The following is a 13427-nucleotide window of genomic DNA, read 5'->3' on the forward strand; positions in this document are numbered from 1 at the left end:
CTACGGAACGCGAGCCGTCCAGGCCTCGGTGTCGAATTTCGATTCGGCCAGGTCCTGGGCGGCCTTTCGCGTCTGCGCATCGAGCTGCGCCCGGGTGGCGCCGGTGCGCTTGGCGAAGGTGTCCATCATCGTGGTGATGAGCTGGGAGCGGTCCTGGCTGGTTTGCGACTTGAGCGGATCCACGCGCTTGACCGCCGAGGTGATGCCCTTGTCGGAGATCTTTTCGCGGCCGATGCGCAGCACCTGGACCATCTTCTGCGCATCGATGTCATAGCTCATCGTCACGTGGTGCAGCAGCGCGCCGTTGGCCAGGCGTTTTTGCGCCGCGCCGCCGATCTTCCCGCTGGGCGTGGCAATGTCGTTGAGCGGCTTGTAGTACGCCTTGATGCCCACTGATTCCAGGGCCTGCATTACCCAGTCGTCGAGGAACGGGTAGGAGTCTGCGAAGCTCATCCCATCGACCAGGGAGTCCGGGGCGTACAGCGAATAGGTGATGCAGTTGCCAGCCTCCATGAACATCGCGCCGCCGCCGGATATGCGGCGGACCACCTTGATGCCGTGGTGCTTGGCCTGTTCCATGTCCACCTCGTTCTTTAGGGACTGGAAGGAACCGATAACCACCGCGGATTCGTCCCAATCCCAGAAGCGGATGGTGGGTTTGCGTTCCCCGGCGGCGATTTGCCGGGTGAGCACCTCATCCAGTGCTACCTGTTCGGCTACCGGGATGATCTGCGGGCCGAGGATTTCCCACTGGTGGTCCTCCCATTTGGTCGCGTGGCCCAGGCTCCGGCGTACCGCACGAGCCACCGCGTCGGCGTCGAAGCCGAACAGCACCGCACCTTCGCGCAGATTCGCGTTGACCGCGTCGCGGATGGTGCCGTGGCTGGCTTCGGTGGGCAGCCCGTCGAGAGCCGTATTGAGGTCTTCGAGGGCTTCGTCCGGTTCCAGGAAGAAGTCGCCATTCACCGAAGCATTGGCGATCACCCCGTTGCTGCTTTCGAGATCTACGACGACTAATTTGCCGCCGACTACCTTGTATTCGCCATGATGCTTCATGGGACGATTCTATCGTCTGAGGCTGGAGGGGAGTTAAAGCGCAAAGGGCGCGAGGGGTGACTAGTTGCTCCTTGCCGGCGGCGATCACCGCGGCTATTCAGCGGCTAGCGCTCCAGCCGGGTCTCCGCCTCCACGCGGCCGAGCTTGTCCGGATTCCGCATGGCGAAAATCCGTGCGACCCTGCCTTCCTCCACCACCAGGCTTATGAGTGAGGGACCGCCTGCTTCATCGTCGATGCGGATGCCCAGGGCCCCGTTGAGCCAGAGAAGCACGATCTTCGGGTTTTGCGCGGCCTCCGGGAAGAGCCGCAGCAGATTGGTCACCTTCTTCGCACCGTACACCGGCACCCGAACGGCCTGGGCGACGCCGCCGCCGTCGGCGATGAGTATGACCTCGGGGGCCAGCACGTCCATCAGCCCCTGCACATCCCCGGTGGTGACCGCCGCCAGGAAGCTTTCCACGACTTCCCGCTGCTCGCTGCGATCCACGCGCATGCGGGGGCGCCGGGCGGCCACATGAGAGCGTGCACGGCTGACGATCTGGCGCACGGCGGCCGCCGACTTGCCCACGGACTCGGCAATTTCCGCGTAAGGCACGTCGAAGACTTCGCGCAGCACGAATACCGCACGCTCCACGGGGGCGAGCGATTCGAGGATGGTGAGCATGGCGATCGAGACGCTTTCGGCCAGCTCCACGTCCTCGGCGACATCCGGCACGGTGAGCAGGGGCTCGGGCAGCCATTGCCCGACGTAGTCCTCCCGCCGCCTGGACAGCGTGCGCAGGCGGTTGAGCGCCTGGCGGCTGACGGTGCGCACGAGGTAGGCCCGCGGGTCGCGGACGGCCGCGCGGACGCCGGGGTCCAGTTCAGCCCAACGGAGCCAGGCTTCCTGCACCACGTCCTCGGCATCCGCCGCGGAGCCGAGCATCTCGTAGGCGACGGTGAAGAGCAGGCCGCGGTGCACGAGGAACGGATCCTGCAGGTCAGCGGCGCCGAGGTTGCTCATGCCGCCTATGCTACTCCGCGGCCGCCGCGCTCCGCGAGCGGTTTCAGCCCGCAGGAATCGGCGAATCCCTCGGATTCGATGCCGAGGGCGACGTTGCTGCGGGTGGTGAGGTTGGCGAAGCCGATGACGCTGGTCAGTTCGACTAGCGCCGGCGCGCCCAATTGCTCGAGCAGCCGTGCCGAGAGTTCGTCGGTCACCGAGACGGGCGTGGCGCTCATGGCCTCTGCATACTCCAGGACGTCGCGCTCCAGCGGGGTGAAGACCTCGGACTCGCGCCAGCACGGGATCTGCCGGGCCTTGTCCAGGTCCAGGCCGTGGTTGTGCGCCATGAAGTAATTGTAGTCCAGGCACCACGTGCAGCCGATGAAAGAGGCCACGGCCATATGGGCGTAAGACTTCAGCGACTCATCGCAGCTGTCCCACTTCTGCACCTTCTGCCCGATGCCCATGGATGCCTTGAGCACGGGCTTGTTGTGCCACATCACGCCCAGGGATTCCGGGACTTTGCCGAACATCTTCGCGCTGAATTTCTTGATGAGTGCACCGTAGAGACCGGTGATTTCTGTGGCCGGATTCTGCTGGTCATGACTCCTCCTGCGGGTCGGTTCTGGGTCCTATGACATGAAGACACCGCCCGCGCCCGATCTGTGACACCTCGGTTGCGCAGGCCAATCGACCGGCGGTGTGCTGCCGGTTAAAAAGCAAACGGCGCGATTCCAGTCAAACTGGAATCGCGCCGTTTTAAGCTTGCGAGGGGCGAAGAATTACTTCTTGCCGCCGAAGCCCTTGAAGCGGGCGTTGAAGCGCTCGACACGGCCAGCGGTGTCCATGATGCGCTGCTTACCGGTGTAGAACGGGTGCGATGCAGCCGAAATTTCGACGTCGATCACTGGGTAGGTGTTGCCATCTGCCCACTCGATGGTCTTGTCCGACGAACGGGTCGAACGGGTCAGGAACTGCTCGCCGGAAGCCAGGTCGTTGAAGACAACTGGACCGTACTGTGGATGAATATCAGCCTTCATAGCTATACACCTTTTGGTTTATGGCCACTGGATTTTGCCAGCAGCTACTTGCTCGGAAAATTAGCCTGCGACCTCGACCAGGGTCGATACACAGACATTCCATCCTATCCCACAAAACCAAGTTCTGCGAAACTCAATCGCGTGGCGCGGAGCACAGGTGCCAGAAGGCAATGGCGCTGGCCGCGCCGACGTTCAGCGAGGAGACTTCGCGGCGCATCGGGATCATCACCGCCTGGTCAACCAAGGCCAGGGTCTGCTCTGCCACTCCCCTGCCTTCGTTGCCCAGGATCATCGCAAATTTCTTTCCTTCGGTCATCTCGACCTCGTTGAGCGCCACCGCGTCCTCGGTCAGTTCCATGGCCAGCATCGTGTAGCCATGGTCCTTGAGGATCGCGATATCCTCTGGCCAGGAGTTCAGCCGCACCCAGGGCAGGTCGAAGACGGTGCCCATGGACACGCGCGCGCTGCGCCGATACCAGGGGTCTACGCATTTCGGGGTGATCAGCACCGCGTCGACGCCCAGTCCGGAGGCCGATCGCAGGATCGCGCCGAGATTGGTGTGGTCGGCGATGTCTTCGAGGATCGCGATCCGCGAGCTAGCGGTGAGCACCTGGCCCAGGTCCAGCGGTGCCGGACGGTTCATCGAGGCCATCGCGCCGCGGTGCAGGTGGAAGCCGACCAGGTCCTGCAGCTGCCGGTCGTTGCCGATGAAGATCGGCACCTCGGGGAAGCGTTCGAACTCTTCGGCCAGCTGGTCCAGGTGCTTTTCGGCCAGCAGGAAGCTGCGCGGCACGTGGCCGGCGTTGATGGCGCGGGTGACCACCGTGGTGCTTTCGGCGATGTACAGGCCGTTTTCCACGTCGGTGCGCATGCGCAGATGGGCTTCGGAAAGGCGCAGGTATTCGTCCAAACGCGCATCCTCATGCAGATCCTCGACCCGCAGGATGCGTTCGGGGTTGGTGATGTCAGGCACCGGCTACCAGCTTGTAGAGCATATTCGCCAAGGCGACGACGCCGAGGATGACGATGACCAGGCGCAGCCATCCCGGGGAGAGCTTGCGTCCCACCTTCGCGCCGATGAACCCGCCGATCAGCGAGCCGACGGCGATCAGCAGGACGATCAGCCAGTGGATGCGTTCCGGTGCGATCAGCAGGTAAATCCCGGCCGCGACCAGGTTGACGAGCAGCGAAAGGATCACCTTGATGGCGTTGGACTGCTGCAGGGAAGCTTGCAGGAAGACGCCGAAGACCGCCATGAGCAGCACGCCCTGGGCGGCGGTGAAGTATCCGCCGTAGACGCCGATGACAAAGACCAGCACGTAGAGGATCAACGGGATCTTCGCGCGGTCCGCGTCGTCCGGGTCGCTTCCGCCGCGCTGCGCTTGCCGGGTTTTGGCCCAGGCGGCGAGCTTCGGCTGGTAGATGACCAGCACCAAGGCGCAGAGCAGCAGCACCGGGGCGACCACACCGAACACCGATTCGGGCAGGTTCAGCAGCAGCAGCGAACCGATCAGTCCGCCGATCAGGGAGACCGGCACCAGTTTCAGCAGGGTCTTCTTCACGCTGGCCGCTTCGCGGCGGTAGCCCCAGGCGCCGGAGAAGCCTCCGGCGATCAGGCCCATGGCGTTGGAGACCACCGCGTTGACCGGGGTGATTCCCAATGCGACCAGGATGGGGAAGGTCACCAGCGTGCCCGACCCCACCACCGTGTTGATGGTTCCCGCCCACAGGCCGCCGAGCAGGATTAACGCTTCACGCCAAAATTCGATCACAGTTCAGCGCGTCCTTAGCCTTGGCGGCGCGCGACGGCGGAGTAGCGGCCGGCGTCTTCGCGCATGCTCAGCTCCATCCCGTAGGTTGCCTTGAGGTTTTCCTCGGTCAGGGTGGAGGCGATTTCGCCCGAGGCGACCACTTCGCCGTCCTTGAGCATCAAGATGTGGGTGAAGCCAGGCGGTATTTCCTCGAGGTGGTGGGTCACCAGCACCAGGGCCGGGGAGTCTTCATCGGCGGCCAGCTCGGTGAGCTTGGTCACCAGTTCTTCGCGCCCGGCAAGATCCAGGCCTGCGGCTGGTTCGTCGAGAATCAGCAGTTCCGGGTCGGTCATCAGCGCACGGGCGATGAGTACGCGCTTGCGCTCGCCTTCGGATAGCTTGCCGAATGGCTGGTTCATGAAGGTGGACATGCCCCACTGGTGGAGCATCGAGAAGGCCCGGCGTTCGTCGAGGCGTTCGTACTTCTCGCGCCAACGCCCGGTCATCCCGTACGCGGCGGTGAGGACCACATTCAGCGCTGTCTCGTTGCCGGGAATAGCGTTGGCGACCAGTGCCGAGCTCAAGCCGATCAGCGGCCGCAGTTCGAAAACGTCGACCTTGCCCATGGTTTCGCCCAAAATGCCCGCGGTGCCGCGGGAGGGATGCAGACGGGTGGCTGCAATGTTCATCAGGGTTGACTTGCCGGCGCCATTGGGGCCCAGCACAATCCACCGCTGGCCTTCTGTGACTTCCCAGGACACGTCGTTGAGCAGGTCTTTACCCCCGCGCACCACGCTGACATCGTTGAAAGTTAGCACTTCGCTCATGGTTTTTAAGCCTAGACTTTCGTTCTCTGATTCACTAATTGAAAACACCGCTGCAGCTGTGCAATATGACTCCACAGCCCGTGGTGGACCGGCCGAGCGCCGAATAGCAGTCTAGCCGTGGCGGGTACCCCGCTCGCCAAGGAGGCGGATCACCGGCAGGCTTCCCGCTGAGTGCGCGGCGAGAAGCTAACCCGGCACCGGGCAGTTTCTCGCTTTCGGCATCGGTGAGCCGAATCCTGCTGCGGAAATCCTCTCTCGCTCGGTGGTCAAGGACAAGAAACCAGACTCACCCGAGCAGGTGGTGCGCGCCGAGCTGGGTAATCCCGGCAACGGATCGCTCGCGTCCATCAGGCCTGCTGGCACATTGGCCATCCGAAACTCATTGAACCAACGTGTACAAGTGCATTGGCTCTACCGCCAGCGGAAAGGAACCGATCGTCATGTTTGGTCGTACTTGGCTCCAGAGACGAAAATAGTTTCATGGCTTCAACTTTGACCCTCGTCTCCCGACCGGCACTACCCCGCGAAACTTTCGATTCGCTCATCGACCATGTGGGCAAGGCCCTGCCCCTCGCCGCCGACGCCGCATTGAGCGTGCAGCATTCAGCCGAGCGCATGGTGGCTAGGGTGCGCATCGAGAATGCTGATTCGACCGCATTGCGAATCGCGGCGCAAGAGGCCTTTGACGCCTACGTCGCAACCGGTGCGCTTGCTGCTGCGGACGCATGCGTGACCGTGGTGGATTCCGCGCTGACCGATGCGCCGCGCATGCTGCTGCTGATGGATGTCGATTCAACCCTGATCAAGCAGGAAGTCATCGAATTGCTTGCGGCCCATGCCGGGCGCGAGGAGGAGGTCGCCGCGGTCACCGAAGCTGCGATGCGCGGGGAATTGGACTTCGCCCAATCGCTGGTTCAGCGTGTGGCCACACTCAAAGACCTGCCGGAAACCGTCTTGAGCGAAGTCATTGCGCGCGTGGTCTACTCCGACGGCGCACGCGAACTGGTGCAGCGCTTCCATGCAGCCGGGCACCTGGTCGGCGTGGTCTCCGGCGGATTCCAGCAGATCCTGGACCCCTTGGCGGCAGAGCTCAAGCTGGATCACGCGCTGGCAAATACCCTGGGCATCACCGCGGGTCTGCTCGACGGCACCGTGCATGGCCAGATCGTGGATCGCGCCATGAAGGAAAAGATGCTGCGCGCCTGGGCGGCCGAACACGGCATCGGCATGGAGGCAACCATCGCCGCCGGGGACGGTGCCAACGATTTGGACATGGTCAACGCCGCAGGACTGGGTGTAGCCTTCAACGCGAAGCCGGCGCTGCGTGAGCAAGCGGGCGCGCGCATCGATTTTGGCCGCCTGGATGTGATCGCCGACCTAGTATTGGATGACCTGGCGGCCTGAAATCCAACAACTCGATAACAATTCAGGCGATTGCTCACACAACACCGCGTGTCGGTTGCTCCACCCGTTAGTATTTCTTTTGGTGCATTGCCGTACTTGGAAGTAATAATTCACGTACCGTGCCCGACCCCAATCGCTTTTCGAAAGAGCTAACAGACAAGTGCAGACTCCCTCCCCGGACAGTTCATCCTCACCCTCCGCTCGCAACGGTTCCAAGGGCAAGGCCAAGAGCAAGGCCAAGCCCTGGATCATTACCGGTTCGTGCGTGGTGGCTGCGGCGGCGCTCTATTTCGGCGGTGCAGCCTTCGTGAGCGCCCAGATCCCGGCTAATACGAGCATCGCCGGGGTGAACATCGGTTCGATGAGCCAGGACGAAGCACGAGCTGCCCTGAGTGAATCCGTGGCGCCCTTGGCGGCGGAGCCCTTCGAGGTCCTGGTAAATGCCCAGAGCTACAAAATTGATCCGGCCAAGGCGGGGCTGACGCTCAACATCGATGACACGGTCGCGGACCTGACCGGATACGAAGCAAACCCGGCCGATCTGCTCGATCGCTTAACCGGCAAATACACCGCCACCGCGAGCATCGACGTAGCCAACGACAAGCTCAACACCGAACTTCAGGCGCTGGCCAAGAAGGCAAACGCCGAGGTCGCCGAGGGAGATATCACCTTCGCCGAGGGCAAGGCAACGCTCGTCGCGCCCGTTGTTGGCGTCGTGTTGAAGCAAGATGAGGCCGCCAGCTTGCTGAGCGAAGAATGGCGCATCGGCGCAGCCGGGATTGAGCTGCCCAGCGAGGTCACCAAGCCGGAGATTTCCCCCGATGCCTTGCAGTCCTTCTATGACGACCAGGTGAAGTCCTTGCTCAAGGACAAGGTCACCTTGACCTCAGATCAGAAGAAGGTCGACATTTCGACCGCTTCGATCGCCGCCGCGGCCAGCTACACGCCGAAGGACGGCGCCCCGGCCATCACCCTGGACGACAAGAAGCTTTTCAACGCGGCGACCAAGAATTCCGAGCTGAGCAGCACGGCCAAGAACGCCCGCATCACGCTGGCAAACGGCAAGCCCACCATCAAGAAATCGGTGCCCGGTGTCGCGCTCGAGACCAAGGGCCTCGGTGCCAAGGTACTGGCCGCGACCGAAACCAAGGAACGCACCGCAAAGGTGGTGCTGAGTGCTTCGGAAGCCGACTTCACCACCGAAGACGCCAAGAAGCTGGGCATCAAGGAAGAGATCGTCGAATTCTCGACCCCCTACCCGGCCAATGACACGGTCCGCACCAAGAACCTGCGTGCGGGCTCGGCACGCATCAACGGAACCGTGATCGAGCCCGGGGAGAACTTCTCGCTGCTCGAGGCCCTGGGCCCAATCACCGTGGCCAACGGCTACTTCGGTTCCGGTGTGGTGGTCGACGGCTTCTCCACTGAAGCAGTTGGCGGCGGCCTGTCGCAGATCTCTACCCAGTTGTACAACGTCGGCTTCCTTGCCGGCTACGACGACGTCACCCACAAGCCGCACTCCCGCTGGTTCGAACGCTACCCGGCCGGGCGCGAAGCCACCCTGTGGGAAGGCTCGGTCGACATGATCTGGAAGAACAACTCCCCCTATGGTGTGATGATCCAGGCCTGGGTATCCGGGGACCGGGTGCACACTCGGCTGTGGAGCACCGATTATTGGAAGGTCTCGCAGAAGAGCTCGGGCAAGTACAACCAGACGAACCCGGAGACCAAGTACAACACCGCCAAGGAATGTGTTTCCGAAAGCGGCGGGCAGAAGGGCTTCACCATCGACATCACGCGCAATCGCACGACGGTTGACGGTTCGAAAACCCTGCCACCGGATGTCAAGAGCTGGACCTACCAGCCATGGCACAAGGTGGTCTGCGGCGAGAAGCCGTAACCGCACAACTTCCCAGGGCGCCTTCTGATTATTCAGGAGGCGCCCTTTTGATCCATCCGGCAGGCGGGAACCAACCATGGGCACAGCATTGGCCGCAGAATTTCTTGGTTTATACGACGAGCAGCTTCGCACCGATGCAGAAACGCCGAGCGCGCTCAACGTGGCACGGCTCGGTCCACTGCGCCTGGTGAGCTTCGCGGAGGGCCGAGGGTTCATCACCTACCCGCACGTTGACCGGGCCAGCGGGATTGATCTTTCCAGCCTAGTTGGCGAGGCATTGGCCCACTACGAACTAGCGCCCGAGATCACCCGGGTTGAGTGGAAGACGCGCGGTCACGATCATGCACCCGGACTGCACGACGAGTTGCTAGCCCATGGATTCGTTGCCGAAGAATCCGAGTCCATCATGATTGGGCCGGCAGCGGATCTCGCGGTGGACGTCGAGTTGCCGGCAGGCGTTCGGCTGCGCCAAGTTTCAACCGCGACAGAAGTGCGCGCGATGTGTGCGATGCAGGATGAGGCCTTCGGCGATCCGGTGTCGGAGCATCACGCCGAGGCGGTGTTGCAGCGCCTGGCCACCGATGACGGGATGGAACTCTGGGTTGCCGAAGCCAATGGGCAGATCGTCAGTGCCGGAAGGCTTGAACCCGTTCCCGGAACGCAATTTGCAGGCATCTGGGGCGGCGGAACCCTTGAGCAATGGCGCGGAAGCGGGATCTACCGTGCGCTGACGGCTGCTCGGGCCCGCTCCGCGCTGAAGTTGGGCAAAACGCTGATCCATAGCGACTCTACCGAGTACTCCCGTCCCATCCTCGAACGCTATGGTCTGCTGAAGGTCTCCGCAACCACCCCCTATCAGTGGACACGCTAACCTCAGCGGATTCTTCGCAGGCCAGCCCCGACGGCACGCCCCTCGATCGGATGCTTAAAAAGCCTGTTGCCCGCCCCCAACTCTGGGGGCGGGCAACAGGCTTTGGAGTTGATCAGCTGATCAGCAGGTAGTTACTGGCCTGCCTGCTTCAGGAAGTCCTCGGCGCCGCCAACGTACTCGGTGTGACCGGTTTCCACCTCGGCGAAGACCATCTTGGCAACCTCGGCGCCGAACTCCTCGACGGAGTACAGCTTGCCGGCGGCCTCGCGGCGGGCCTCGATGGCGCCTGGTTCTACGCGGTTGAGCAAGGTCGCGGTGATGGTGCCCTCGATCATGTCGCCGGAGACGACAACGAAGTCGATATTCTTCTCGGCCAGCTTCGGGATGAACTCGCGCAAGGCGTCTTCACCCGCACGCTTGGACTGCGCGACCTGGTCGTAGGCATCCATGGTGGAGACCTGCTTGATGAAGTGCGCCTGGTGGCTGGTCACGAAGACCACGCGGCCGCCCTCGCTCAGCTTTGGCAGGGCCGCCTCGAGCATTGCGACCTGCGCGTCACGGTTCAAGCGCAGCGCGTAGTTCTCCCCCATGGAGGTTTCCATGCCGCCGGAGGCGTTCAGCACCAGCACGTCGAGGGAACCGAAGTTTTCGACCGCTGCGTCGACCAGGGCCTGCGGGCCCTCGACGGTGGTGAGGTCCGAGCCGACGGCGACAGCCTTGCCGCCCTTTTCCTCGATGGTGCTCACGATCTTGTTGGCTCGTGGCGCCTTAGCGCGGTAGTTGATCACCACGCCGACACCCTGTTCTGCGAGGATCTGTGCGGTGACAGCGCCGATGCCGCGGGAAGAACCGGTGACAATTGCACCCTTGTATTCGCTCAACTTTTCTTACTCCTTAGGATGATTGAAGATTGGGGGTAGTTCTAGTGGCCCATGCCCAAGCCGCCATCGACCGGGATCACGGCACCGGAGATGTAGGCCGCTTCGTCGCTGGCAACCCAGCGGACCACGTTGGCAACCTCTTCGGGTTCGGCGAAGCGGTTGGCCGGGATGGACTGCAGGTACGACTTCTGGGTTTCTTCCGGAAGCACGGCGGTCATTTCGGTATTGATGAAGCCCGGGGCGACCACGTTGGCGGTGATATTGCGCGAACCCAGCTCGCGGGTCAGCGAACGGGCGATACCCACCAGCCCGGCCTTGGACGCGGCGTAGTTGATCTGGCCCGGCGAGCCGTAGAGCCCCACCACCGAGGAGATGAGCACTATGCGCCCACGCTTCAGGCGCAGCATGCCCTTGGTTGCGCGTTTGATCACACGGAAGGCGCCGGTCAGGTTCGTATCGATCACCGAGGTGAAGTCGTCTTCGCTCATGCGCAACAGGAGGGTGTCTTTGGTAACACCGGCGTTTGCGACGAGCACCTCGACCGGGCCGTGAGCCGCTTCGACCTCTTTGAAGGCCGCGTCGATCGACTCCGCGTCGGTGACATCCGCCTTCACGCCCAGCAGCCCGGCAGGCACCTCGCCACTGCGGTAGGTGATCGCTACCTTGTCGCCGTTAGCTTCGAAAGAACGCGCAATGGCTAGGCCGATTCCGCGGTTTCCGCCGGTGACCAGTACGCTGCGGCCGTTGGTGGTATCCGTGCTCAATGTTTTCTCCATCCATGCATCTCCTGCACGCCGTCGATTTGCGGGCGAAGGATCAGGCACTTTGCTTAGGTCAGTAGCTACTCCGAGAACAATCCTATTAGCTACCACGCAGTATTACCGCTTCGACGGCATGTAGAAATTCGGTTCTCACAGGCTCAAGTGAGAGAATAGGGGCAGAAATAACCCCGTTGAGCGAAGTTCGAAAGCCATGTCACACCAGCACTCGAACCCCGGTCCCAAGGACCAGCCGGTTCATCGCATTACCGAAGCGCACGAGTCCCATAGCTCCGAGCGCGATCTGCGTGTGCGCAAATACACGATATCCATGACCGTGCGCATGGTGTGCTTCATCTTGGCTTTCTTTTTTGAAGGCTGGATACGCTGGGTCATGCTGGCCGGCGCGATCGTTCTTCCCTATATCGCGGTAGTCATCGCCAACGGAGGTGCCGATCTGACCAAGCGAGAGCCGCCGGCGGAGTTCTACACGGGCACCGAACCGGAACAGCTTGAAAACAAGGTCCAGGCCACCGGGGCCGAGGAACCAGAGGTGGTCATCATCGATGGCACACTCGTAGAGCCGGCCCCGCCAACCGAGACTCCGAAGGAGCAGTAAATGGATCTGTTAGGTTCGCTTGGCGGCGCAAATTCCGCCCCGGCCCCGGTGCAGTGCTCCCGCAAGGGATGCCGCCAGCCCGCCGAATACCAGCTTTTGTGGAACAACCCCAAAATCCACACCCCGGAACGACGCAAGATCTGGTTGGCCTGCCAAGAGCATCGCGAATGGCTGGAGACCTACCTCAAGGAACGCTTGCTCTATAAGGAAACCCTGCCAATGGGCGAAGGAGCCAATCAGTAAATGTACCGTTTTTTGGCCAGCACCCGCTGGGTGGGCTGGTTGCTGCTCGTCGTGATCTTCGCCGCAGCCTGCACGGGTCTTGGCAAATGGCAGGCAGATCGCCGCGCCGAGGTGCTCACCGCGATCACCCACGTGAACAACAACTACGATGCCGAACCGGTCTCCGGGAACGCGGCCCTGTCCAAGTTCGACGCGCTGCCCGAAGAAGATACCTGGATGACGGTGAAGCTCACCGGCCAGTACCTCGCCGAGGACACACGTATCGTGCGCAACCGCATCAAGGCGGCCCGTCCGGGCTATGAGGTGCTGGTGCCTTTCCGCACCGAGTCCGGCGCCACGGTCATTATCGACCGCGGCTACCTGCCCATCGGCAACTCCGAAAACGGTCGCCCCGATGAGGTCCCGGCTCCCCCAACGGGCACCGTCACGCTGGAGGCTCGGCTGAAGCCAACCGAAGTCAAACTGGATCGTGGTGCCCCCGAGGGCCAGCTAGCTTCCATCTTCCTGCCGGGCTATGCCGCGGATCTTGGCTACCCAATCGCCGAAGGCGCCTACGGCATCATGTACGCGGAAGATCCGGCGCCGGCCACGACGCCGCTTGCGCTGGACAAGCCAGACACCGATGAAGGTCCGCACCTGTCCTACTCCTACCAGTGGTACGCCTTCGGCGTGCTTGCCTTCGTCGGCTTCTGGTACGCAGTGAAGCAACAGCGAAAGATCAACGCCGAAGACGCCGCCGAGCTGGCCGAGGCGAAGGCACTGGGCTTCGACGAACCGGTGCACCGGGTGCGCAAGCTGCGCGCAAAGCAGGAGAAGAAGTTCAGGCGCGACGGCACGCTGACCGACGAGGCCTACGAGGACGCGATGCTCGATGAACCGCGCGACGCCAGCTCCTCCAGCGAATCGCGCTGAGTACAGCAAAACTTCAGACCCTAACCGGAGCTCGGTTAGGGTCAGTTGTTTCAGCTGAGAATCTGCCCCCAAGCGAGGTGCGTCGGCATATTGGATCAGTCCCCCGGGTTGCTGCTTGCGTCCATGGATCGCCTCCACATCGCAGGCTGGTATCCGAGCTCCAACGAGACATCTCAGTG

Annotated in this window: 15 protein-coding genes; 6 read left to right on the forward strand and 9 right to left on the reverse strand. The window is 62.4% G+C overall.

Features of this window, described 5'->3' with window-relative positions; all coding sequences use genetic code 11:
- The 7 genes from CQ019_RS05400 to CQ019_RS05430 form a co-directional block, all read right to left on the reverse strand.
- Positions 1-1056, reverse strand: coding sequence for a biotin/lipoate A/B protein ligase family protein (locus CQ019_RS05400; protein ID WP_105569091.1), 1056 nt, complete (start codon positions 1054-1056; stop codon positions 1-3).
- Positions 1057-1160: 104 nt separating this feature from the next.
- The gene (locus CQ019_RS05405) at positions 1161-2060 is read right to left on the reverse strand and encodes an RNA polymerase sigma-70 factor (protein WP_181148252.1); all 900 of its coding nucleotides are present in this window, start codon (positions 2058-2060) and stop codon (positions 1161-1163) included.
- A gap of 5 nt (positions 2061-2065) precedes the next feature.
- Positions 2066-2575: a carboxymuconolactone decarboxylase family protein gene (locus tag CQ019_RS05410; protein WP_146113324.1), complete on the reverse strand. Its 510-nt coding sequence runs from the start codon at positions 2573-2575 to the stop codon at positions 2066-2068.
- 249 nt (positions 2576-2824) lie between these two features.
- Entirely contained in the window at positions 2825-3082 is a 258-nt protein-coding gene (locus CQ019_RS05415) for a type B 50S ribosomal protein L31 (protein WP_096284304.1), read from the reverse strand.
- Between the two features lie 133 nt (positions 3083-3215).
- Positions 3216-4055, reverse strand: coding sequence for an RNA methyltransferase (locus CQ019_RS05420; protein WP_258133862.1), 840 nt, complete (start codon positions 4053-4055; stop codon positions 3216-3218).
- Positions 4048-4854 (reverse strand): sulfite exporter TauE/SafE family protein, encoded by an 807-nt coding sequence (locus CQ019_RS05425; protein ID WP_096284302.1) that lies wholly within the window; start codon positions 4852-4854, stop codon positions 4048-4050. Before CQ019_RS05425 ends, CQ019_RS05420 begins: the two co-directional genes overlap by 8 nt.
- Before the next feature lie 14 nt (positions 4855-4868).
- Positions 4869-5660: an ABC transporter ATP-binding protein gene (locus CQ019_RS05430; RefSeq protein WP_105552074.1), complete on the reverse strand. Its 792-nt coding sequence runs from the start codon at positions 5658-5660 to the stop codon at positions 4869-4871.
- Positions 5661-6140: 480 nt separating this feature from the next.
- Between CQ019_RS05430 and serB the strand changes: the two genes are divergently transcribed.
- From serB to CQ019_RS05445, 3 genes are all read left to right on the forward strand, one after another.
- On the forward strand, positions 6141-7064 hold the full coding sequence (gene serB, locus CQ019_RS05435) for a phosphoserine phosphatase SerB (protein WP_105552073.1): 924 nt from the start codon (positions 6141-6143) through the stop codon (positions 7062-7064).
- 160 nt (positions 7065-7224) lie between these two features.
- A complete protein-coding gene (locus tag CQ019_RS05440) occupies positions 7225-8964 on the forward strand; it encodes a VanW family protein (protein WP_105569093.1) in 1740 nt (579 codons plus the stop codon).
- Positions 8965-9040: 76 nt separating this feature from the next.
- A complete protein-coding gene (locus CQ019_RS05445) occupies positions 9041-9835 on the forward strand; it encodes a GNAT family N-acetyltransferase (RefSeq protein ID WP_105569094.1) in 795 nt (264 codons plus the stop codon).
- 131 nt (positions 9836-9966) lie between these two features.
- Here the strand turns inward: CQ019_RS05445 and CQ019_RS05450 are convergent, their stop codons facing one another.
- Positions 9967-10716, reverse strand: coding sequence for an SDR family oxidoreductase (locus CQ019_RS05450; RefSeq protein WP_105552070.1), 750 nt, complete (start codon positions 10714-10716; stop codon positions 9967-9969).
- A 41-nt stretch (positions 10717-10757) separates the two neighbouring features.
- Positions 10758-11492, reverse strand: a complete 735-nt coding sequence (locus tag CQ019_RS05455; protein WP_181148253.1) for a beta-ketoacyl-ACP reductase — start codon at positions 11490-11492, stop codon at positions 10758-10760.
- 196 nt (positions 11493-11688) lie between these two features.
- Between CQ019_RS05455 and CQ019_RS05460 the strand changes: the two genes are divergently transcribed.
- Genes CQ019_RS05460 through CQ019_RS05470 form a run of 3 tightly spaced genes read left to right on the forward strand, consistent with a single transcriptional unit; the run spans position 11689 to position 13248 of the window.
- Positions 11689-12093 (forward strand): DUF3099 domain-containing protein, encoded by a 405-nt coding sequence (locus CQ019_RS05460; protein WP_105569095.1) that lies wholly within the window; start codon positions 11689-11691, stop codon positions 12091-12093.
- A complete protein-coding gene (locus CQ019_RS05465) occupies positions 12094-12336 on the forward strand; it encodes an acetone carboxylase (protein WP_105552068.1) in 243 nt (80 codons plus the stop codon).
- Positions 12337-13248: an SURF1 family protein gene (locus tag CQ019_RS05470; protein WP_105552067.1), complete on the forward strand. Its 912-nt coding sequence runs from the start codon at positions 12337-12339 to the stop codon at positions 13246-13248.
- The last annotated feature ends 179 nt before the right edge of the window (positions 13249-13427 follow it).

This window comes from Arthrobacter sp. MYb229 (assembly GCF_002975405.1).
GTDB lineage: Bacteria > Actinomycetota > Actinomycetes > Actinomycetales > Micrococcaceae > Glutamicibacter.